Below are 22064 nucleotides of genomic sequence, written 5' to 3' on the forward strand. Positions count from 1 at the left end.
TCGGAATCGGCGGACTCTCCGCAAACCACGAATGGCTGCAGTCCGGAGGCATCGAACTCTACGGTGCGGCCTGCCGTGCCCTGGCCGAGCGGGCCAAGGTTCCGGTGGCCACTTTGTTCAACGAGGCCGACAGTTTCGCCGAAGCCGCAGGGGGGCTCGGGGCCGGCTTCAACTCGGTCATGATGCACACGCAGGGGTGGGACCAGAACAAGCTGATCGCGGACACGGCAGCACTGGTCGCAGCAGCCCATGCCGTCAACGTCGCTGTCGAAGGTGAAATCGGCGCCCTGGCGGAAATCAAGGGTGGCATACTGGACGCCGCCGGCGCCTCCTACACGACTCCGGAAGCCGCCGAACTCTTCGTCCGTGAAACCGGAGTGGACTGCCTCGCGGTTGCCGTCGGGAACGTCCACTTCGTCACCGGCGGCCACGTGCCCACGGTTCAGGTGGACCTCATCAAGGAAATCGGCAACACCGTCGATGTGCCCCTCGTTCTGCACGGCGGATCCGGCACACCGGACGAGCAGACGCGGCAGGCTGTGGAAGCCGGCATCACCAAGGTCAACGTCGGGACCAAGCTCAAGCATGTGTTTGGCCAGGCCCTCGTTGCCGAGCTGGGCCGCCCGGTCGAGGACCCGAACCTCGTCTTCGGTTCACGGTTCGAGGGCGATGCCAATTCCCGCGCAGGCGTGGCGCTGCGTAAGGAGATCCAGCGGCTCATGGACGTCTTCGGCTCCACCGGTCAGGCCGGCCGCTAATGTCACACCCAACCGAGACCCTGCAAAAAGAAGTTCTGAACGCCGACGAGGCCCTTCACCTTCTGGAGGAAATGGTCCTCATCCGCCAGTTTGAACAGACCGCCTACCTGCGCTACCTGCAGGGAGAAATCCCGGGAACACTGCACCAGTCCCAGGGGCAGGAAGCCGTCGCTGTCGGTGTCTGCTCGCTGCTGCGGACCGAGGACTGGATCACCTCCACGCACAGGCCGCACGGCCACGCCCTGGCCAAGGGCCTCGATCCCTCTGCTGGAATGGCGGAAATCTATGGCCGGGAAACCGGCTGCCTAGGCGGCCGCGGAGGATCCATGCACCTGGGCGATCCGGCCCTTGGCATCCTACCCTCGATCGCCATCGTCGGCGGCGGAGTCACGATCGCCCCGGGACTCGCACATGCCCTGAAATACAAGGAGACGGACAACGTCGTCGTCTGTTTCTTCGGTGACGGAGCAGTCAACGAAGGCGCCTTCCACGAAGGCGTCAACTATGCTGCCGCGTTCGATCTGCCCGTGATCTTTGTTTGTGAAAACAACATGTACGGCGCCTCAACCCCATTCCACGAGACCACCCGGAACATCAATGTCGCGTCCAGGGGTGCGTCCTACGGGATTCCTTCCGAACAGGCCGACGGCATGGACGTCAGGGCGGTCAGGGAGGCGACCCAGCGCGCATTGGAAACCGCCCGAAGCGGCAAGGGACCAGTCCTGCTCGAGTTCCTCACGTACCGGTACGTGGGCCACAGCCGCGGCGACGCCAGGGGTTACCGCACCAAGGACGAAGAAGCCATCTGGGCGGCGAAGGACCCGATCAAAACGTTCGGTGCTGCACTCGTTGAAGAAGGCACCGCATCCGAGGAACAGGTGAAAGAAGCCACCGCACGGGCCAAGAAGCGGATCGCGGAAGCGCTCAAACACGCCCAACAGGCACCGTGGCCGGATCCGGTCACGGCCCTCGCACCGAACATCATCTTCGGCAACCCGCCCCAGGAAGTTGAAGGTGCCGGCCCGCTCGAAGAAGGCCCGGAGGACCGGTACCTGTCGATCGCGGACTCCATCAGGGAGACACTGCATAGCGAACTGGGCACGGACCAGTCCCTGGTCCTGTTGGGCGAGGATGTCGGTGTGCCCGGCGGATTCGGCGGCGCATTCGGGGTGTACCAGGGACTGGCCGAGGAGTACGGCCGGCACCGCGTGATTGACACCCCGATCAGTGAAAAGGCCATCATCGGCGCGTCGATCGGTGCCGCCATCGGCGGGATGCGCACCGTGCCGGATCTGCAGTACGCGGACTTTGTTTTCGAAGCCATGGACGAACTCGTCAACGAAGCCGCGAAACAACGCTACATGTCCAACGGAAAACTGACTATTCCGATGGTTTTGCGGTGCCCGGTGGGTGCATCCCAGCGCGGTGCACAGCATGCCCAGTGCCCCGAAAGTTTCTTCATGCATGTACCGGGGATCAAGGTGCTCTGCATCTCGGACCCCTACACGGCCAAGGGCGCCCTCACATCCGCCATCCGGGATGACGACCCGGTCCTGGTGTTCGAGCACAAGCTGCTCTACGGGGCGAAGAAGCGACAGGAAGCCGGTTCCATCAACACCCGGGCCTATGTTCCGGAAGAGAACTTCGCTTTGCCTGTTGGTCAGGCACGTGTCCGCCGAAGAGGTAAGGACGCCACCATCGTCGCGACCTTCACCGAACTGTACAAAGCCCTGGAACTTGCCGAAAAACTTTCAGCAGAGGGCATCGAACTCGAGATCATTGACCCCGTATGGTTGTCTCCGTTCGACTGGACGACGGTGATGGAGAGCGTCAAGCGCACTGGCAGGTTGGTCCTTGCGCACGAAGCACATCTGACCGGGGGGTGGGGTGCTGAAGTGAGTGCCCGCGTCTCTGACGAGCTGTTCTCCGATCTCAAGGCGCCGGTGCGCCGCGTCGCCAGCCGGGACATCCCCATGCCCTTCTCACCGCCGCTGGAAGCCGCAGTTCTGCCGTTGGGGGAGCACATTGAAGCTGCGGTCCGGGACGTCCTGTCCCACAACCAAACGCGATCCGAAAAGGAGTAAAACCGTGGAAGCCATCGTAATGCCAGCCCTCGGGCAGACCAGTGAAGAAGCCTACATCCAGGAATGGCTGGTCCAGGAGGGCGACACCGTCGAAATGGGACAGCCCCTGCTGAGCGTGGAGACCGATAAGGCCCAGCTCGAGGTCGAATGCGTCGCCGACGGCGTCCTGCTGAAGATTGTCTGTCCCGCGGACACCACCGTGAACGCGGGCACGGTCATCGCCTACATCGGCGAGCCCGGGGAAACCATCCCTTCCGAATAGCACCATACAAGTGTCCTGGTTCGCATCCCTGCTTGACGCAGGGATGCGAACCATCACTCATCCCAGGAGCGAGCACCGTGGGTCATGCCCAAGTTTTAGCCATTGACTGCGGAACACAGTCCGTCCGATGCCTCCTCTTTGACCCAATAACCGGGTCTCACACAGTAGGGGCATCGGAAAAACTCACGTTGAAAGTCAAGGGCCCGCAGCAAATAGAAATCGATCCCCTTGAACTCGTTGCCGCAACAGTCCGGGTGCTGCGTGCGACCATCGCAGGGTGCGACGAAACCCCGCTCTGCGTTGGCATCACCAACATGCGAGAGTCAGCCATCGCCTGGTCACGCGATACAGGGCTGCCCGTCCATGACGGCATAATGTGGATGTCACAGCAGAGCCAGAACATCGTCGCCCGCTGGGACAACGAAGGGCTGGCGCCCCTGATTAGGAAAAAAACGGGGCTCAGCAACCACACCTTCTTCTTCGGCTCCAAAATAGCCTGGCTGCTCGACGCGAGACCCGACCTCGCCGCCATGGCCCGCTCCGGCAAACTGGCCGTCGGAACCATCGATTCCTGGCTCCTGTACTCTCTAACCGGCGGCGCCGTCCACGCCACCGATGCATCAAACGCGTCGCGATATCAGCTCCTGAACCTGACTTCGCTGGACTGGGACGAACAGCTTCCCGAGGCCCTTGGCATACCCCGGGCAACCCTGCCGGAAATCAGGGCCACCTCGTCACACTTCGGATTCACGGACCCTGAACGCACCGGCTACCGCATCCCAATCACCGGCATGATCGGGGACCAGCAGGCTTCCCTGCTGGGCCACGGCTGCGACCTGCCCGGGGAAGCAAAGGCAACGTTCGGCACCTCCTGTGTCATCAGCTCCAATCTGGGCCATACGCCGTCAACAGCCGAAGGCCTCGTCACCTCGGTGGCCTGGTCCACACCCGGGGCCGGTGCGGTGTATGAGATGGAGGGATCGGCCTTTCACTGCGGGTACACAATGTCATGGCTCTCCCGCGTCCTCTCCCCGGCGGACCACCCCGACAGCGAACCCGGACGCAGTCAGCTGCCAGCGCGACGAAGAGTCTATCTGGTGCCGTCATTTACCGAGTTGGGCGCCCCCCGCTGGCCCAAGGGAACCGGGGCGATCATCAGCGGACTGCTCATGGACTCCGGCCCATCAGACATCGTACGTGCAGGCCTCGAGAGCATGGCCTTCCAGGCCTTCGATCTCATAAACGCCCTCCCCGGTCCCCAACCTGCAAAACCACTATCCGTCGACGGAGGCGGAGCCGGCAGCAACTATCTGTGCCAACTTCTCGCGGACCTCACGTCCAAGACAATCATCCGGCCACCCAGCCGTGAACTCACGGCACTGGGCGCCGCCCGCACGGCCCTCAAAACACTGGGAGACGACCTCAACGCAGCCTCAACGTCAACCCGCGTTCCGGACTACTTTGAGCCCTCAGACCAGTCCTACGCCATGGAAGGATTCCGTCACTGGAAGGAACTCATTACCCGCAACCTCGATTGACCACGGCCGCGACCATGGTCCACCGGGCGGTCGTTATGATTAAAGGAATAATTCGAGGCACTCTAGGTGCCGGTAGGGAGCAGCATGGTAAGGCTAAGCGCTGAGAGACTCGCGCACGCTGCATTCCTGTACTACGTCCAAGGGCTTTCCCAAATGGAGGTAGCCACGCAGTTGGGTGTTACCCGCTCGAACGTCTCCCGCATGCTGACCGCCGCCAGAGAGCAATACATCGTAAGATTCGAGATCGCTTACCCTCTGGACCGGGACCCCGCCATGGAACAGCGCCTCCTGTCCAAATTCTCCCGTGACGGAATTTCTGAGGTCATCGTGGTGCCAGGCCGGGAGACCGGCGTAGGCGCGGCCAGCCACGGGTTGCTCGCCGTAGGCCAGGCCGGCTGCAGCTGGCTTGATAAAAACCTCCATGACGGCCAGACACTCGGGCTGTGCTGGGGCAGCACCGTCGAAGCAATGGTCGACAGCGCCCACTTCAACCGCCGGATGGATGTCGAAGTCGTCCAGATCGCCGGCGAACTCAGCATCGACTCCCGATTCTCCGGGCACGACCTGGTCCGGAACCTCGCCGAGAAACTCGGCGGCCGATACCGGTACTTCAATGCCCCGGCAACAACACAGGACGAAGCCACAGCGGCAGCCCTGATGAAGACCGAGCAGGTCGCCACCGCCCTCGCGCTTGCAAGAACCACCGACGTAGCGGTTCTCGGTGTCGGCCACTACGGCATGGACAGCTCAAACCTGTTTCTCCAGCGCGCTGGCGCATCGGATGAGGAAATCCGGGAGGCAGTCGATCTGGGGGCCGTCGGGCAGATCTCCGGACGCTTTTACGACAAAGAAGGCAAGCAGCTCGACCTCGCCATCAACCGGCGGATCATCTCCCTGGACCTTGACGACCTCAGGAAGATCGACACTGTCGTGGCCGTTGCCAGCGGCAGCAACAAAGCAGAAGCGGTGGCGGCAGCAATCCGGGGCGGGATCGTGAACGTACTCATCGCCGACAGCGCCCTTGGACACTCCCTGGAAGCCGTCTAGGCCCGACATAGCGCTCTCACCGGTCCAGCCCGGGCCTTCCGCGGCCGGCAACCCCGAACCGTTCGCACGCATGTTCCACGTGCCTTCACCTCCATGCTTCCGAACGTGGTGGGAACGGTGACTTTGATTTGATGCCATCCACCTCATGGATGCCCGCAGTGGCGCCCATCCGTGCACTCGGCCCACGAGCCGTTGTGTCCTCATGTACGCCCAAAAGCTGCTTCGTCCTGGTTGTGACAGGTTTGGATGGCCCCGGTAGGACGGCCCCAAAAAGAGTTGACATAGTCATCCTCCCTTCAGCGTCATTGCCGCGAGTTCCGTTCCGCCGGGGATACTGACCTGCGTCTTCGTACTTTCATTGACATCTGTGACTCATAACACTAACGTGGCTTTCACATACGTGACCTTCCTCACAAATGTGATTTCATATTCGCCAAAATGGCACGCCGCCCAAGGAAGGGCGGCGTTTCAGGACGACGATCCCCCATAACTTCTTATGAAACGTGAGTATCCAATGATGAATCCACAGAACTTTGAAGACAGCCCCAAGGCGCGCCTGCTCGCCCGACTGAATGATGGCTCCGTTGACCGCCGGCAACTCCTTAAAGGCCTCGGGGTAGGCGCCCTGGCGCTGGGATTCGGCGGTGCCCTGGCCGGATGCAGTGAACCCCTTGGAGCAGCGTCGGGCGCGAGTGCCTCCGCAGGCGGGGGAGCAGGCGGGGGAGTGGCCCTCGCATCCGTTCCGAGCCTGACGAATGAATACTTCACGCTGTGGAATATCGGCGGTACGGAGGCGGCTAAGGCCCTGGGTCTGACCTTCCGGATGCAGAGCTACGAGGGTTCGGCTTCAGCCCAGATTGATCAGCTGCGTTCGGCCAAAGCGGCCGGCGCAAGCCAAGTGATCACCTTCCCGATCAACAATGATGCGGTCCGTCAGATGGGCAGTATCCTGGCCGACCAGAACATACCCATGGACACCTCATTCACCGCCACCCCGTGGATGGTCCCCTCAGAACCGGATTTCAAGGATCTGTACACTACGCTCTTCACCCCCCGGGAGGTCCTTGGACAAAAAACCCTCAGCGAAGCGGTGTTCAAAGCCATCGGCGGCAAAGGCAACGTCGTCTACATTCAGGGCTCGCCTACCGACCGGACGTCCATGGTGCGGGAGAAGGGATTTGACATGGCCGTGGCGGGCTTCCCGGGCATCACCGTACTCGCCAAGCAGGACGGTAAGGAAAACGGTCAGGACACCCGCCCGGTCGTGCAGACTATGCTCTCGCGGTTCGACAACATCGACGCAATCATCTGCCACAACTCATCGTCAGCGCTCGGCGCTGTCTCCGTCCTGGAGGAAAAGGGCAACGACCACATCAAAGTCGGGGGTACCGATGAGCAAGCCGCGATCCTGGACAAGCTGATCCAGGGCCCGAACGTAGTGGCCGTCCAGTCTATTTTCGGAACCTGGCTGGGCGGCTACATGATCGTCCGCAATTACGACCTGGCCAACGGCGTCAAGATGGATCCAGTCGAACACATGATCTTCCAGGATGCCCTAGTCATCGACACGAAGGAGGCAGCTAAGGAATACAAGAAGATCGCGACGTCGCCGACAACGGGCTTTGACTGGAAAAAGATGTCCCGCCACCTGAACCCTGATGACTGGGACACGCAGGTAGCCCTTGCTCCGGTTGATCCGGTCAAGTTCTTCACCGAGGACCTCAACACCCCTCAACCTGCAGGGTTCAAGTTCCCGGACGCACTGCAGACGTCGCTGGATGCCGGGGGAATAAAGAAGTTCACGGACCTGTACGCGCAGCATGCGAAGAAGAACCCATACGCTAGTGCCATCGCGCTCACGACTACGGGAACGACAGTCTTCGGAATGAAGTTCTAGTTGTGGTTATGGACAGTCTCTTGCTGGAAATCCGCGACCTCAGCAAAGCATTCAAAGGGGTCAAAGCTATTGACTCGGTTTCCTTTGACCTTCACCTCGGCGAAGTCGTTGGTCTCGCAGGGCATAACGGCGCAGGTAAATCCACGCTGTTGAACATTCTGTCGGGACTTTTCACGGCAGATTCCGGATCCATGTCACTAGCGGGAAAGAAATACCGGCCGACGTCGTATTCGGGGGCAACCGAAGCCGGCGTCTTCCGTATCTACCAGGAGCTGTCGGTCATCGACAACCTGACCGTTGCCGAGAACCTGACTCTGGGAACGGAAAAATACATCCGCAAGTTCGGCCTGCTCACGCCCAAACGGACGACCGCGACTGCTGCTGATTTCCTGGACGACACCGGGCTCGGAGACCTCGACGCGAAGAAACGCGTCGATCAGCTCACGATGGCAGAACGGCAGCTCGTTGAAATCGCCAAAGCTCTCTATATGGCACGGCTGGCCAAGATCAAAAAGCCTGTCCTGCTTTTGGACGAACCTACCAGCGGCCTCACCCAGACGCAGGTCGACTTCCTCGAGGGGCACATCAACCAACTTCGCAGCCGGATGGGCATCATTCTCACGACGCACCGGGGCAGCGAGCTTCTGGAATGGAGCGACCGGGTAGTGGTTTTGAGGGATGGACAGGTAGTGGGCGAACCTGACCCGCGCAGGACAACAGCAGAGGAGCTTGGTCAGCTGATGGTAGGCGAAGCGCACGTCACCCGTCACGCCCGCAGAGATGCCCGCGCCGAACAGGGGAAACCCACGCTGGAACTGCAGGAGCTCGTTCTGCCAAGTCTGGCCGAACCTGTCACCCTTCGCCTGCACGCGGGCGAAGTCGTGGCACTCATCGGAGAATCCGAGGAAAAGACGCAGATCGCCAGATGCATCTCCGGGCTGCTCAAACCGTCATCCGGAGAGGTCCGCGTCCACGGAAAGAAAGTCCCAGCCTCCGTCAAGGGCTCACTCAGGGCAGGGGTGAGGTTTGTGCCAGCTGACCGGGGAGGTGAAGGGCTTTCGCTACTTCACTCCGTTCAGGACAATTTGGCCCTGGGCGCCATGGCAGCCGAGCGCCGCCAGGATCTCGCACGTAAACCAAAGGCCGAAAAGGCGTTCGCCCAGGAACTTGTGTCCAAATACGGGATAAAGATTGCGAGACTTGAGCAGCCTGCCGGTGCCCTCTCAGGCGGTAACCAGCAGAAACTCCTGGTGGCCCGTGCAATGTCAGATGCCGCTCAGGTCATCGTCCTGGACAAGCCCACCCGAGGCATCGACGTCCACGCCAAGGCCGAGATATTCCGGCTGATCCTGGAAGCCTCCGACCGGGGAGTTTCGGTCCTTGTCGCCAGCGACGAGCCGGAAGAACTCATGCCGATCTGCGACCGGCTTATCGCCTTCCGCAACGGAAGTATAAGCGCAGAATTCAACTGCCGGTCCGGGGCGGAACCCACGCTGACCGAACTCGCACAAGCAACCTCATAGTTTCAAGGGAGAACCACCATGAGTTCCGAACCACTGGCAGCCACAAAGCCGCCCACCAGCAAAGACACCCTGCCGAGAAAACCCGGATTTGCACCAATCCGCCCGATAAATAAGGCAGGATTTATGAACCGTGACCGCCTCCAGACACTGCTGCTATTCGCGGCCTTGGTGATCCTGCCCGTTATCTTCGTCTCGATGAACCCGCAATACCTATCACCGGGAAACCTCGACAGCATGATGCGCCAGAGTTCGGTCTTGCTTCTTGTGGTGGCTGCAGGAACTGCCCCGATCCTCCTCGGTTCCATCGACCTGTCCGTTGGGGCCATCGTGTCGCTGTGCGCGGTGTCGGCCGCGCTCCTAGCCCAATCCATGGGACAGTCCGCAGTCTTCTTCGTCTTGCCGCTCGGACTGCTCATCGGCCTATTTAACGGCGTCATCGTCTCCTATATTAAGCTCCCATCATTCCTCGTGACATTAGGTACGTCTTTCGCTTTTGGTGGTATCGCCCTCCTTCTGTCCGGGGGCTTTCCCGTTCAGCTGGTCAGCGGGCCGCTGAACGCAGCCTTCCAGCGTAGCCTTTTCGGCGTCTTCCCCCTTCCGCTGGTTTATGCCGTTATTCTTTGGCTTGTTCTGATCGTCTTCCTGCGGCGCACAGCGACCGGCCGGTTCATTTACGCGATCGGCGGGAACGAACGCGCGGCGAAGACATCCGGTGTCAACGTCAAGTGGGTGAAGGCCCTGGCCTTCGGCGCAAGCGGCCTGTGCTGCGCCCTGGCCGGAGTACTCGTGCTCTTCTCAACCACCGCTGCCACCCCCGACATCGGCAACTCCTTCCTACTACCCTCCATCGCCGCCATCGTCATGGGAGGCACTCCGCTTTCGGGCGGCCAGGGAGGTGCGGCACGAGGCCTGATCGGAACACTGATCCTGGTGGAGCTCACAAACGGAATGCTGATCATCGGCCTCCCACCGGCGGCCCAGCAGATCGTTCAAGGACTTGTGGTGATCCTCGCGGTTCTGCTGACGTTTGACCGTCGCGGCGTGGCAGTAGTGAAATAGCGGGCCCCGCAGCCCCGATTACTACAGCGACGGGTTCAACCCACGCTCAGGCGCTATCGCAACTAGGAGAAAATGAGATGGCCACTCGGCTACTTGGGATAGATTTCGGCACAGGCGGCGCCAAAGCCTGCATCATCGACGATCAAGGCGAAGTCCTTGCCTATGCGTTCCGCGAATACCCCATCTTCCACCCGCGTCCGGGATGGTCAGAACATGACCCGGAAACCTACTGGCGGGTGACGTGCGAAATGATCCAGCAGGTGCTCCGCGACACCCAGTGCCTCCCACAGGAAATCGTGGGAATAGCCGTTTCCAGCGCCTTGCCCTCAATGGTGCTGGTCGACACCCAAGGCCGTCCCGTTGCCCCTGCCATGAATCTCATGGACCGCCGGGCACTGGAGGAAGTAACTGTCATCAGGAACCTGGTCGGGGAGTCCGTTATCGAGGACGTTACGGCCAACCGCATCGAGGACCACCCCAACCTGGTCAACCTTTTCTGGTACCGGCGGAATAAGCCTCAGATCTATGACCAGGTCTACAAGGCCCTGACCATCGACGGCTTCATCGTGTCCCGACTCACCGGCGAGTTCACACTCAACACCAGTTCCGCTGTTTTCTACGGGATAGCCTTCGACATCCGTAAAGGCGTTTTCCACAACGACATCCTGGAAAAACTCCAACTCGACCCGGAAATTCTCCCCCGCCTGTGCGACAGCACCGACGTCGTGGGAAGCATCACAGCCGAGGCAGCGGGCGCCACCGGCCTCCAGGCCGGAACCCGCGTCGTAGGGGGACAAGTCGACTGCAATGCCGGCTGGATAGCTGGCGGGGCGGTCGAGGCCGGTGACATGCAGCTGAACCTCGGGACAAGCGGCGTCCTCGGGGTCGTGCACCAGAACATGGATTACCTCAGCTCACCAGACGGTCTGCGGATGGTGAACATCCCCTACACAACCTCCCCCCGGGACACCTTCTCCGCGGTGGCGGTCACCACCACCGGCGGCCAGGCGCTGCGCTATCTCCGGGACACCTTCGGCGAAGGCGAGGCCGACGTGGAACGTCTGCTGAAGGTCAGCTCCTACGACCTGATCACGCTCCAGGCCCGCGACGTTCCCCCTGGCAGCGAAGGACTCCTGGTACTGCCCTACCTCATGGGTGAACGCTCTCCCATCTGGGACACGTCTGCCCGCGCAGTCATGTTCGGGCTCTCACTGCATCATCACCGCGGCCACGTTTTCCGGGCCTTCATGGAAGGCGTGGCCTATGCGCTCTTCGATTCCTTCTCCGTTCTCCAACGAACAGGACTGAATATCACCAACCCCCTCATCTTCAACGAGGGCGGGGCGAAAAGCGAGGTCTGGCGACGGATCATCACGGACGTATTCGGCATCCCAACCGCAATGCTCAAGGGCCGCACCGGCGCCCCACTGGGGGACGCCATTCTGGCCGGCGTCGGTGTGGGCGTCTTCGACGACTTCACCGTCGCCAAAGAGTGGTGCACCTATCGGGAGCACCTTGAGCCTGACCAGCAGAACCACGACATGTACATGGAGTACTTCCAGCTCTACAAAGACGTGTACACAAACATCCAAGGCAACTTCCAGGACTTGCAGGCGATCGTCCGCCGCCACCAGAGCTGACCACCCCTCGCGCTCCCGCTCCGCACATAAGTCATGGAGCGGCCAATGGCGGTCGGCACCCCGTCGCATTGGGAACTAACAGACCCCTTCACCTAGGAGAACTACCGTGAGTGCACCAAAATTCACTCTGGAAAACAAAACCGCCGTCGTGACTGGAGCAAGCAGCGGCATTGGCCGGGCCATCGCCGTTGCCATCGCTGAACTGGGGGCTGCTGTCGGCTGTGTCGACCTCGCTGGCACCGATCTGGAAGGCGTGACCGCCGAGATCAAGAATTGCGGCGGTCGAGCCGCCTACGTCGCAGCAGATGTGACCCAGTCCCAAGACATGATCGATGCCGTTGCCGCCATTGACAAAGAACTGGGCACCATCTCACTGGCGGTCAATGCCGCCGGCATCGCCAACGCCGCGCCAGCGGAAGATATGCCACTCGCCCAGTGGCAGAGGGTTCTGGACGTCGACCTGACCGGCGTCTTCCTGTCCTGTCAGGCCGAAGGCAACGCCATGCTTCGCAACGGGGGAGGATCCATCGTGAACATCGCATCCATGTCGGCCACCATAGCCAACAGAGGACTGGTCCAGGCCCACTACAACACCGCTAAGGCAGGAGTAGTCCACTTGGGCAAGAGTCTCGCCTGGGAATGGGCATCGCGGGGCATCAGAGTCAACAGCGTCAGCCCGGGATACACCAACACACCCATGACCAAACGCCCCGAACAGGCCAGCGCCATGGCTGGCTATGCACAAGATACCCCCTTGGGCAGAAACGCCGAACCCGAAGATATTGCCGGGCCTGTGGCATTCCTCCTCAGCGACGCGGCATCCTTCGTCACAGGCGTCGATCTGCTGGTCGACGGCGGCTTCGTCATATGGTGATAAACCTCTCCGCGATTCTAAGAGCCAATAGTTGATACTTCGTCAACCTATGGGCGCGCCGGGGGAGGTCACCCCGTCTAACCAGTAGGGCCATGAGGCCTGCAAAAATGCGCGGCATGGACAAATTTGAAGCCGGCACCGACGTGGCGCAGGGGACTCGATCCTGGAGGGCCGCGTGGGGCTGGTCGACAGCCACCCTGAGATTTGGCGCCAGCTCGAGATCCGAAGCACCATGACTCTGGATCAAGTCCACCGGGTCCTGCAGGCGGCCTTTGGCTGGAAGGACATGCACCTGCACAGGTTCACAGCCTTGGAGCCTTTCGTGCGGCTGCAGCCGCCCAGCGGCGAGACCCGAAGACCTGCAGCGGCTCCCGAAGCAGGAGCGCTTCGATCCGGGGGACAAACCAGAGGAGCATCCCTCCCTGGAGCAGCTGTTCGCGCTGGCCCCCGGGGTGGCGTTTTACGAATACGACTTCGGTGAGAGCTGGCTGCACCGGCTTGAGCTGGTGTCCCGACGGCCCAATCGACAAAGGCGCGCCGCCAGCCCGTCTGATCGCCGGCGCCCGACGCGGACCGCTGGAGGACTCTGGAGGATTACCCGGGTACGAGGACATCACGGATGCCTTGGCTGATCCGTCTCATCCTGACCACGACGAGTACTCTGCCTGGGTGGCCGATATGACCGGCTCCTGTCAGCCTTTTGACCCGGCTTTTCTGGACATCGCCGCCGTAAACCGGACACTGGCTACATTGTTCTGACGCTGGGACCCGCGACCGAAACTCCACGAATAGCAGGCAGGAAAGAGCCTCATTTAGGGCTCTCCCCCACCTAATTTTAAAGGCCGATAATGAAGATTCCGTCAAGCTGCGTGTTTGAATTCCCACACCTCGGGCGCCCGTCGGGCAGCTAGCTCCAGAGCGGGAATGTGGACCAGTCGCGCGGGGCTCCAATATGTGAGATGGGAAGTAACTGAACATCAGGATATGAGCGCAAGACGGCCGGGAGGAGCTGGAGGCGACCTACATTGAGTGCCTGCAGCATGTACTGGATGAGGGCGAGCTGCCCGAAGGTCCGGTTCATTTCTTGGCGGGCATGATCAAGTTCAGGCAGTCGGCCCACGTTTGGAAGTTTGGGCTTTAGTGCGTGGACCTTATTAAAAAGAGTCTCCCGTGGTGGGCGCAGATGTTCCTCAGGACGTTAAGCGATTTCATCCAGGATTCGAGCTGCGGGGCGGTGAGGCCAAACGTGTCCGCGATGTCGTCTTGGATCTGTCGAGGTGAGAAACCGTACAGGTAGGTGAGTGCTCCCCAGTCGAGAATTTCAACGGCTGCCCAAACGGGAAGAGTTCCCCCATACTTGGCATGATGGTGCTTGACGAAGTCTTCCTTAGAATCGGCGAGGCTCTTCTTGTACCGTTGCATCCACGTCACATAGGAGGTGCCCTGGCCTGCCCTCGGCCCAAGAAGCGCTGGCTTGAGATGGGCGCATTCGTCGATCGTCCCTAACGCATGGCCGAGTAATGCTCGCAATGCCAGCTCGATCGGTGTGAGGGAGGCGAAGGTTGCTGTTCGCAGACTGGCATCGAAGCTGTAGAGCCTGACTACGTCAGCGAATGTTGTTCCAGTGTAGAAGCTGTCGTCCCGGCCTGCAGGTCCTTGGCGCCTGAATGAATACCAATACCCGCTCAAGCGGTAGTAGTTGATGTGCTGTAGCTGCTGGATGGCAGCTTCCCTATCGGCAATGCCCATCCCTCGGGAGGCTAGGAGGTCGACCTGCTCCGTGTAGGTCTTGTAGGCCTTAACGGGTGCGGTCAACTGAGCCTCCTGCTCAGGGAAAGTGAAGACCGGCCCTGGACCTACCGAAGTAGGCGGAACCGGTCGTAGTGCTTCGACTATATCGGTTTTCCGAATGTGGCTCCAGTCGAGGCAGCTGCTGCCAGCGTGCGCCAGCGTCAGAATAGCGTGAGATTCCAATTCAATGACAACGGAACATGACGTTCTTAGATCTCATACTGACAGCATCGGGGACGGTGAATCAGCCTGATGACGCTCGCGTGTCAGCGATGGTCGAAAAGTGAGCCATTTCGCGGGCTTGGCGTCTAGTGGTCGTTGCAACACCTGAGCTTTTGGGAGTTGCAATTGGCAGATATGAAACGACCACGAAAGTCACGGGGTGCCCCTCCAAAGAACGCTGCACGGGCTCACTATGATCAGCTGATGAAACAGGGAATGGGCAATTCCGAAGCGTGCCGAATCGTTGGAATCAGCCGTAGTTCCGGCACTCGATGGCGGCACGGTCATACGGTTGTTCTGAAGTCCGGCGACGTCAAAAAGATCGCCCCCATCTCCCGTCTAAGACCGGCCGCGATTTCTGCCCGATTTCTCTCCGAGTCCGAACGGATCACGATCGCGGACCTCCTGCATGCCGGGCGGAGCATTCGCGCTATCGCAATGGAACTCGGGCGCAGTCCATCCACCGTGAGTAGAGAGATTCGCCGGAACATTCACGAACCCTCTGGCAACTATCGTCCGCGGACAGCACAGCGCAGCGCCGAACGTAGACGGAGCCGCCAGCGGCCCGGCAAGATAGCAGCCAACCCCGAACTGCAGGAGTTCGTGCGTGAACATCTGAAGCAACGCTGGAGCCCCCGCCAGATCAGCAACCGTCTACGCGCTTATTTCCCGGGTCAACCCGAGATGCACGTCGTACCCGAGACTGTTTATCAAGCCCTATATGGGCGCGGAAGCCTGGATCTGGCCGTAGACCCTGCTGTATCGCTGCGCAGCGGACGGACTGGCCGCCGGCCGCGCCGCCGAAAGGAGCACCGGACCAGGCGCTTCCCGGACGTGGTGATGATCCGGGACAGGCCCGCGGAAGTGCTGAGCAGATTAGTACCGGGACATTGGGAGGGCGATCTAATAATTGGGAAGGGCGGTCGCTCCGCCATCGCCACACTGGTCGAACGAACCACTCGCTTCATCATCCTCGTGCACCTGGCAGGGAACCGTGGTGCTGAGAATCTGCGCGATCGGCTAGCTGAGTCGATGAGCCCGCTCCCGCCGCACCTGCGCCGTTCTTTGACCTGGGATCAGGGCACTGAAATGGCTTGCCATCAGGGTTTTACGCGGCAGACGCTGATTCCGGTGTATTTCTGTGATCCCGCGAGCCCCTGGCAGCGCGGCTCAAACGAGAACACTAATGGCCTGCTTCGGCAGTACTTCCCGAAAGGAACAGACCTTGGCGTCCACACCCCCGAACACCTCACCAGGGTCGCCGCTGAACTCAATCGCAGACCACGCGAAATCCTGGGTTGGCAGAGTCCCATGGAGCACCTGGCTAAACTGACTTCACCAGCGCTAGAACCATAAACCGTTGCAACGACCGCTGAACTCCGCCCGCCGGTCAGGTCCACGCTGGCGGCTCGGAGTCTTTCCAGGGCAACGTCAGCGTTGGTGTCCTGGCCCACCGATCCGATAAGCCTGGTTTTCGCACCCAGTCGGGCGGCCGCGAGAGCCTGGTTCGCTCCTTTACCTCCAGGCAGAAGGTGTATCTGCCTTCCCTGCACCGTCTCGCCGGGGCCGGGGTGTCGGGCGACGGTTGTCAGGATGTCCACGTTCACCGATCCGACAACTACCACTTCCCTCTGGGCTTCGGACGGGTTCATTCCATTCACATGCTGATTCATTGCGTTCTTCCCGGCTGGGGGCTCGGATTAGCGGGGCTGAAGTAAGAGGTTGACAGTGAGATAACTCACAGCTACGTTTATTTATAACATGGTTCAGCAACAAGATAACAAAGATCTAACAAACTGAACCTGCAATTCAATTTTTCTTCCAGGACCGGTCTTGGGGGAAAGAAGCGACAGCCCCGCCTCTCAGCCGAGTCGGAGCCCCTTCCGGATAGGAGCGTCAAAGCAGATGCGTGCAATGGTTTTTGAAGGCCCAGGTCAGCTCTCACTCGTAGAGGTTCCCAACCCGACCCCTGGGCCGAAAGAAGTGGTCATCGAAGTGGCGGCAGTTGGGATATGCGGCACGGACACCCATGTTCTCGACGGCGAATTCGAAGGCACCGTTTTCCCGCTCATTCCGGGGCACGAAGCCTCCGGCACGGTCGTAGCAGTCGGCGAGGGCGTCACGAGTCTCGTTGCCGGGGATCATGTTGTCGTCAACCCCAGCACCACGTGCGGCGAATGCGAATACTGCCTGACCGGCAGGGGCAACCTCTGTCGCAACTGGAACGGCCTCGGTGTGGTCGCGAGTGACGGCGCAGCTGCCCAGTTCTTGAAAGCGCCTGTCAGTAATGTCTTCAAGCTCAAGCCCGAGACGGACCTGTATCAGGCGGCTCTTATTGAACCGCTGGCTTGTGCCATCCGCGGATACGACATCCTCCCTCGCAAAATGGGCGAGCACTACCTGGTCTACGGTGCGGGCACGATGGGTCTGCTGATGGCCCAGCTCGCCCCGCGGGCCGGTGCAGCCAGCGTGACCATCGTCGATCTGAACGAAAGCCGGCTGCAGGCCGCCAGAGAAGTCGGTATCGAAAACGTGTATTCGAGCGCAGACGAAGCCAGCCGTGACCAGTGGGACGTGGTAATCGACTGCACGGGAGTCATCCGTGCCATCGAGGACGGGCTGCCCCGCGTGAAGGCAGGCGGAACCTTCCAGCACTTCGGTGTTGCCCCAGCAGAGGCGAAGGCCGGATACTCCCCGTTCCGCGTTTACCGCGATGAACTGAACATCGTCGGCACCATGGCGGTGCTGAACACGTTTGGCCGTGCCGTGGAAATGTTCGAAGCAGGGGCCATTAAGAGTGTGCCGATGATCAGCCACTCGTTCACGCTTGAGGACTACAGCGATGCTCTGGACATGTTCCGAAAGGGCACAGGCCGCAAGCTACAGATCCGGCCCAACGACGCGACGTCCCGGGTGCTCTGATGTCCCAGCCGGCACACTCCATCCCGAATCCAACACAGCAAAGATTGAGCTCATGAGCACTCGCACGTCAACGGCCCTCAGACCGGGCCGTCTTATCGGCCTCGGCGCGATCCTGGTTCTCCTGGTCCTGATGTTCTTCAGCACGAAGATACTTACAGGATCCCAGGCCACGGAGACCGCGCCGGGCACCTTCAGCCCGCAGGCGTTTGCGGAGGAAAAATATGAGTCGGAAATTGCGCCCGACATCGAAAAGCGGGCGACCGACATCGTGACCGTCAGCCAGGCCATCCGCTCTGATCCGGCTGCGGCCGCCAAACAGTACGGCGTTGTCAGCGGAACGTCTCCGGCTGTCTATTCGGTGAAACTGACGGGAGTTGCCGGGGCGCCCGATGCTAATGGTCAGGTGTCCGTGAAGGTCGACGGCGTTCCGGGCGATATCAAGGTTCTCGTTCAAATGGGGCCGGCCGTCAACGGCACGGCCATCCGCGATGCAACGGGAAAAGTTGATTATGCCCAGTTCAAAAACCAGATCGACTATCAGAATGTCGGCGCTGAACTGAATAACCAACTCAAGAAGCTGGTCCTGGCCAGCGTGGACAAGCAGACTCTGGAGGGTAAGACAGTTGCCGTGGTCGGGGCGTTCCAGTTGATCAACCCCGCTGCGTACATCATTACCCCGGTGAAGGTGGACGTGACGAAATGACCACGAACGTGATACTTCGGGCGCAGAACGTCACCAAGCGTTACGGCGGCACGCACGCCCTCAAGGGTGTCGACTTTGATGTCGTCGAGGGCAAGGTGACTGTCCTGTTCGGGGAAAACGGTGCAGGCAAGTCCACCCTGATGAAGATTCTGGCGGGGATCGAAATGCCGACGTCCGGCAGTCTGGAACTGCGCGGCGAGAGGATCGAATTCGCATCCACCGTTGATGCGCGTGAGCAGGGAATCTCCATTATTCACCAGGAGTTAAGCCTCTGCCCGAACTTGAGCGTGCGCGACAACATCTTCATGGGCCGGGAAATCACAGGCCGGACAGGCGCGGTTGACTTCCCGGCAGAACGCCGGGAAGTCAACGAACTGATGGAGCGGCTGGAAGAACCCATCGATCCCGACACCCTGGTGGCAGACCTGCGCCTAGGCCAACAGCAGATCGTCGAGATTGCACGAGCCCTGTCAGTAAATGCCCGGATCCTCATCATGGATGAACCAACATCAGCCCTGAGCGCATCCGAAGTCGGAGTGCTATTCAAGGTAATCCGGGATCTTACCGCCTCCGGCGTCTCCATCGTCTACATCTCACATCATCTCGAGGAAGCGCTGGAGATTTCCGACTACGCAGTAGTGCTGCGCGATGGCTCGATTGTCGCCGCAGAGGACACAGCGAACATCGACCTCGACTGGATCGTCGGGAACATGGTGGGCCGGAACTTCAGTCTCGGCCAGCCGCCGTCGACGGACTTCGGAGAAGTGTCCCTGGAAGTCGACGACGTGAAAGTAGCCGACCCGTCAAATCCGGAACGCCTGTCGGTGAACGGCGTTTCCCTGAACGTACGGGCCGGGGAAATAGTCTGCATCTACGGGCTGATGGGTGCCGGCCGGACAGAAATGCTCGAAGCCCTGGCCGGACGCGTCCCTCTCGTCGGCGGCAGAGTCGTCGTTTCCGGCCGGGACCTGAACGGGCTGTCCATCGCCGAGCGCATCGGCTGGGGCCTTGGTCTGGTACCTGAGGACCGGCAGCGGGACGGGCTGGTGCAGACAATGTCTGTCGGACGAAATCTCTCACTGGCCAGCCTCGGCTCATTCATCCGGGGACTGCTGCTGTCCGGATCGGCCGAGAACACGCTGGTTGCGCAGGGAATTAAGGACGTCAGAGTCAAGACGGCCGGCCCTTCGGCCGCGATAGGTTCCCTCAGCGGCGGCAACCAGCAGAAGGTCGTCATCGGCAAGATGCTCGCCACCAAACCCAACGTGATACTCCTCGATGAGCCAAGTCGGGGAATCGACGTCGGAGCCAAGGCAGAGGTCTTTGGTCTGCTCAGCGAACTGGCTGGCAATGGACTAGCTGTCCTTTATTCGACTTCCGAGGTGGAAGAAAGTTTGAGCATCGCCCACAGGGTAATCGTCATGAGCAAGGGCCGCATTTCCGCCGAATTTGACGCGTCAACCACAACAAAAGAGCAAATCATGGCGGCCTCGGGCGAGTCCACCACCACATCGAAGACGAATGGACACCAGAAATGACTTCAACACGGACACGGATCGGAGCATCCAGGCCAGGATGGCTGTCCGGCGGCCTTGATATCCCCCGGTTGCTGTTGGAAGGCAGGGCCTTCATCGCCCTCATCGTCATCACCGTAATCTTCTCCTTTCTATCACCGAACTACTTCAGCGTTGAGAACCTTCTGACGATGTCGGCGCACGTTGCCGTGTTTGCCATCCTGGCGATAGGCATGCTGCTGGTGATCCTCAATGGCGGCATCGATCTTTCGGTCGGCTCAACGGTCGGGCTTTCCGGCGTCGTGGCCGGGTTCCTCATGCAGGGAATCCAGATCCCGGCGCTGGGCATTGCCTTGTACCCCTCTGTATGGGTATGCGTTGTGATTGCGGTGGCGGTCGGTGGATTTGTCGGTTGGATTAATGGCGTGCTGGTCTCCCGGTTTGGTGTCGCGCCCTTCGTCGCAACGCTGGGCACCCTCTATGTCGTCCGGGGAGCCGCACTGCTGATCACGGGCGGCCTGACCTACCCGAACCTGCGCGGTGACGACGCCTTGGGCAACACCGGATTCGACTGGCTCGGCTTCAACCGGATTCTTGGCATTCCGACCGGCGTGGTTGTCATGGTTGTCATCGCACTCCTCGCCAGTGTGCTGCTGGCCAAGACTCCTTTCGGACGCTGGCTGTTCGCCTCAGGCGGCAACGAACGTGCAGCTGAGCTGTCTGGCATCCCGGTCAAAAAAGTCAAGGTCCGTATCTATGTCATATCAGGCGTCTGTGCGGCCATCGCGGGCGTCATCGTTGCATCCGAACTGACCTCGGCGAACCCTACAACGGGCAATTCGTTTGAATTGACTGCGATCGCCGCCGTGGTCATCGGCGGCGCGGCTCTCTCGGGAGGACGCGGAAACATCCGGGGCACGCTCCTTGGTGCGTTCGTGATCGGATTCCTCTCCGATGGCCTCGTCATCATCGGAGTCTCCGAGTACTGGCAAATGGTCTTCAAGGGTGCCGTCATCGTTGTCGCCGTCATGCTGAACCGCGTCGAATACCGCTCCAAGAGGGTAAAACCGTCCGCCGTCGGATCCGGGCCGGACCCGGCAACCACCTCCGGCGGTCCAGTCCCAAACCTGAGGGAACCGGTGAAGTAGCAGTGATGATCAAACTTTTTCCCAACCTGAATAAACCACTGAAAGGCAAGTCCATGAATCGAAAAGCCGCTGCCATCTTTGCCGCCGGCGTCACGCTCCTCACCCTGGCCGGCTGCGGATCCTCTGCCGGGTCAGGTTCCCCCTCGGCATCCGGCTCCGGCGAAGCAGGCGGAGGCGGCAAGGTCATTACGGTGATCGTCAACGACCCGGCCAACCCGTACTGGGCCACGGAGGGAGACGCAGCGAAGGCCGAAGGTGAAAAGCTCGGATACAAGGTCAACGTGAACGCCCACAAGGGGGACACGAAGGCTGAGAGCGACCTTATCGACGCTGCCATCACGAATAAATCGGCGGCCATCCTGCTGGATCCTGCCAACGCAGACGGGTCCATCGGTGCCGTGCAGAAGGCAACCAGCGCCGGCATCCCCGTCATCCTCGTCAACGCAGAGATCAACAAGCAGGGTCTGGCTAAGGCACAGCTGGTCTCCAACAACGCCCAGGGCGCTGCATTGGGCGCCCAGGAATTTGTCAAAGCGATGGGAAGCAAAGGCACCTACGTCGAGCTCAAGGGAGCGCCTGCGGACAACAACGCAGCAACCCGGTCCAATGGGTTTGCCACCGTATTGTCCCAGTACCCGGACCTGAAGCTCCTCGAAGCCCAGGTCGCCAACTGGGATCAGAAGCAGGGGCACGACAAGATGCAGTCAATGCTGCAGGCACACCCTGACATCCAGGGCGTCCTTGCCGGCAACGACCAGATGGCTCTCGGTGCTATTGCCGCACTGAAGGAAGCCGGAAAGCTGGCCACGGTCAAGGTCGGCGGCTTCGATGGCGCCCCTGATGCCGTTGATGCCGTCAAGGCCGGTTCCCTGAGCTACACGGTCCTCCAGCCCGTTGCCGAGTTTTCCAAGAAGGCGGTCGACTACGCAGACCAGTTCATCAAGACGGGAAAAACGGGGGCCAGCGAGGAGAAGCAGGCTTTCGACTGCACCCTGATCAACAAGGACAACGCCCCCTCATACACCTCCGCATTCACCCTCTCAAAGTAGGACTCGAATAGTCGGCCGGCCGCAGGGCAAACG

Annotated in this window: 19 protein-coding genes and 1 pseudogene; 18 read left to right on the forward strand and 2 right to left on the reverse strand. The window is 60.6% G+C overall.

Going from position 1 to position 22064, the window contains the following annotated elements:
• From LFT46_RS20680 to LFT46_RS20735, 12 genes are all read left to right on the forward strand, one after another.
• The coding region (locus LFT46_RS20680; protein WP_236822114.1) for a class II fructose-bisphosphate aldolase at positions 1-758 on the forward strand (758 nt) is incomplete at its 5' end.
• On the forward strand, positions 758-2842 hold the full coding sequence (locus LFT46_RS20685; protein ID WP_236822115.1) for an alpha-ketoacid dehydrogenase subunit alpha/beta: 2085 nt from the start codon (positions 758-760) through the stop codon (positions 2840-2842). The genes LFT46_RS20680 and LFT46_RS20685, both read left to right, overlap by 1 nt.
• A 4-nt stretch (positions 2843-2846) precedes the next feature.
• Positions 2847-3104: a biotin/lipoyl-containing protein gene (locus LFT46_RS20690; protein ID WP_236822116.1), complete on the forward strand. Its 258-nt coding sequence runs from the start codon at positions 2847-2849 to the stop codon at positions 3102-3104.
• Positions 2990-4642 (forward strand): FGGY family carbohydrate kinase, encoded by a 1653-nt coding sequence (locus LFT46_RS20695; protein WP_236822117.1) that lies wholly within the window; start codon positions 2990-2992, stop codon positions 4640-4642. Before LFT46_RS20690 ends, LFT46_RS20695 begins: the two co-directional genes overlap by 115 nt.
• A 153-nt stretch (positions 4643-4795) precedes the next feature.
• Positions 4796-5689, forward strand: coding sequence for a sugar-binding transcriptional regulator (locus tag LFT46_RS20700; RefSeq protein WP_236822118.1), 894 nt, complete (start codon positions 4796-4798; stop codon positions 5687-5689).
• 517 nt (positions 5690-6206) lie between these two features.
• On the forward strand, positions 6207-7586 hold the full coding sequence (locus tag LFT46_RS20705; protein WP_236822119.1) for a sugar ABC transporter substrate-binding protein: 1380 nt from the start codon (positions 6207-6209) through the stop codon (positions 7584-7586).
• Positions 7587-7594: 8 nt separating this feature from the next.
• Complete coding sequence (locus LFT46_RS20710; protein ID WP_236822120.1) at positions 7595-9109, forward strand: sugar ABC transporter ATP-binding protein; 1515 nt, start codon at positions 7595-7597, stop codon at positions 9107-9109.
• Positions 9110-9127: 18 nt separating this feature from the next.
• Entirely contained in the window at positions 9128-10168 is a 1041-nt protein-coding gene (locus LFT46_RS20715) for an ABC transporter permease (RefSeq protein WP_236822121.1), read from the forward strand.
• A 77-nt stretch (positions 10169-10245) separates the two neighbouring features.
• Positions 10246-11808 carry an FGGY-family carbohydrate kinase gene (locus LFT46_RS20720; protein WP_236822122.1) on the forward strand — a complete coding sequence of 521 codons (1563 nt, stop codon included), beginning with the start codon at positions 10246-10248 and terminating at the stop codon, positions 11806-11808.
• A 106-nt stretch (positions 11809-11914) separates the two neighbouring features.
• Positions 11915-12682 carry an SDR family oxidoreductase gene (locus LFT46_RS20725; RefSeq protein WP_236822123.1) on the forward strand — a complete coding sequence of 256 codons (768 nt, stop codon included), beginning with the start codon at positions 11915-11917 and terminating at the stop codon, positions 12680-12682.
• A gap of 175 nt (positions 12683-12857) precedes the next feature.
• Positions 12858-13163: a plasmid pRiA4b ORF-3 family protein gene (locus LFT46_RS20730; protein WP_236822124.1), complete on the forward strand. Its 306-nt coding sequence runs from the start codon at positions 12858-12860 to the stop codon at positions 13161-13163.
• Positions 13160-13441, forward strand: a complete 282-nt coding sequence (locus tag LFT46_RS20735) for a plasmid pRiA4b ORF-3 family protein (RefSeq protein ID WP_236822125.1) — start codon at positions 13160-13162, stop codon at positions 13439-13441. The genes LFT46_RS20730 and LFT46_RS20735 overlap by 4 nt, the downstream gene beginning before the upstream one ends.
• Before the next feature lie 378 nt (positions 13442-13819).
• Here LFT46_RS20735 and LFT46_RS20740 read toward each other — a convergent pair whose 3' ends face one another.
• On the reverse strand, positions 13820-14497 hold the full coding sequence (locus LFT46_RS20740; RefSeq protein WP_336885566.1) for an Abi family protein: 678 nt from the start codon (positions 14495-14497) through the stop codon (positions 13820-13822).
• 414 nt (positions 14498-14911) lie between these two features.
• Here LFT46_RS20740 and LFT46_RS20745 point away from each other — a divergent pair, with 414 nt between their 5' ends.
• Positions 14912-16051, forward strand: coding sequence for an IS30 family transposase (locus tag LFT46_RS20745; protein ID WP_442863703.1), 1140 nt, complete (start codon positions 14912-14914; stop codon positions 16049-16051).
• A gap of 47 nt (positions 16052-16098) precedes the next feature.
• On the opposite strand, the pseudogene LFT46_RS20750 reads toward LFT46_RS20745, so the two are convergent.
• Positions 16099-16368: pseudogene (locus LFT46_RS20750) on the reverse strand (PfkB family carbohydrate kinase); the annotation flags it as partial.
• Positions 16369-16600: 232 nt separating this feature from the next.
• On the opposite strand from LFT46_RS20750, the gene LFT46_RS20755 reads away from it, so the two are divergent.
• The 5 genes from LFT46_RS20755 to LFT46_RS20775 are packed head-to-tail and all read left to right on the forward strand — an operon-like array spanning position 16601 to position 22031.
• A complete protein-coding gene (locus LFT46_RS20755; protein WP_236822127.1) occupies positions 16601-17617 on the forward strand; it encodes a zinc-dependent alcohol dehydrogenase family protein in 1017 nt (338 codons plus the stop codon).
• Positions 17618-17669: 52 nt separating this feature from the next.
• Entirely contained in the window at positions 17670-18320 is a 651-nt protein-coding gene (locus LFT46_RS20760) for a DUF2291 family protein (protein WP_236822128.1), read from the forward strand.
• Positions 18317-19858: a sugar ABC transporter ATP-binding protein gene (locus tag LFT46_RS20765; protein ID WP_236822129.1), complete on the forward strand. Its 1542-nt coding sequence runs from the start codon at positions 18317-18319 to the stop codon at positions 19856-19858. Before LFT46_RS20760 ends, LFT46_RS20765 begins: the two co-directional genes overlap by 4 nt.
• Positions 19855-20982, forward strand: coding sequence for an ABC transporter permease (locus tag LFT46_RS20770; RefSeq protein ID WP_236822130.1), 1128 nt, complete (start codon positions 19855-19857; stop codon positions 20980-20982). The genes LFT46_RS20765 and LFT46_RS20770 overlap by 4 nt, the downstream gene beginning before the upstream one ends.
• A gap of 53 nt (positions 20983-21035) precedes the next feature.
• The gene (locus LFT46_RS20775) at positions 21036-22031 is read left to right on the forward strand and encodes a D-ribose ABC transporter substrate-binding protein (protein ID WP_236822131.1); all 996 of its coding nucleotides are present in this window, start codon (positions 21036-21038) and stop codon (positions 22029-22031) included.
• Positions 22032-22064 lie beyond the last annotated feature (33 nt).

It is taken from the genome of Arthrobacter sp. FW306-07-I (assembly GCF_021800405.1).
Taxonomy (GTDB): Bacteria; Actinomycetota; Actinomycetes; order Actinomycetales; family Micrococcaceae; genus Arthrobacter.

Excerpts from the sequence above, each read along its gene's own strand:
- LFT46_RS20760 (WP_236822128.1), top strand. The coding sequence starts at position 17,670 with ATGAGCACTCGCACGTCAACGGCCCTCAGACCGGGCCGTCTTATCGGC.
- LFT46_RS20755 (WP_236822127.1), top strand. The coding sequence starts at position 16,601 with ATGCGTGCAATGGTTTTTGAAGGCCCAGGTCAGCTCTCACTCGTAGAG.
- LFT46_RS20700 (WP_236822118.1), top strand. The coding sequence starts at position 4,796 with ATGGAGGTAGCCACGCAGTTGGGTGTTACCCGCTCGAACGTCTCCCGC.
- LFT46_RS20710 (WP_236822120.1), top strand. The coding sequence starts at position 7,595 with ATGGACAGTCTCTTGCTGGAAATCCGCGACCTCAGCAAAGCATTCAAA.
- LFT46_RS20765 (WP_236822129.1), top strand. The coding sequence starts at position 18,317 with ATGACCACGAACGTGATACTTCGGGCGCAGAACGTCACCAAGCGTTAC.
- LFT46_RS20775 (WP_236822131.1), top strand. The coding sequence starts at position 21,036 with ATGAATCGAAAAGCCGCTGCCATCTTTGCCGCCGGCGTCACGCTCCTC.
- LFT46_RS20695 (WP_236822117.1), top strand. The coding sequence starts at position 2,990 with ATGCGTCGCCGACGGCGTCCTGCTGAAGATTGTCTGTCCCGCGGACAC.
- LFT46_RS20685 (WP_236822115.1), top strand. The coding sequence starts at position 758 with ATGTCACACCCAACCGAGACCCTGCAAAAAGAAGTTCTGAACGCCGAC.
- LFT46_RS20715 (WP_236822121.1), top strand. The coding sequence starts at position 9,128 with ATGAGTTCCGAACCACTGGCAGCCACAAAGCCGCCCACCAGCAAAGAC.
- LFT46_RS20770 (WP_236822130.1), top strand. The coding sequence starts at position 19,855 with ATGACTTCAACACGGACACGGATCGGAGCATCCAGGCCAGGATGGCTG.
- LFT46_RS20705 (WP_236822119.1), top strand. The coding sequence starts at position 6,207 with ATGAATCCACAGAACTTTGAAGACAGCCCCAAGGCGCGCCTGCTCGCC.
- LFT46_RS20720 (WP_236822122.1), top strand. The coding sequence starts at position 10,246 with ATGGCCACTCGGCTACTTGGGATAGATTTCGGCACAGGCGGCGCCAAA.
- LFT46_RS20745 (WP_442863703.1), top strand. The coding sequence starts at position 14,912 with ATGGGCAATTCCGAAGCGTGCCGAATCGTTGGAATCAGCCGTAGTTCC.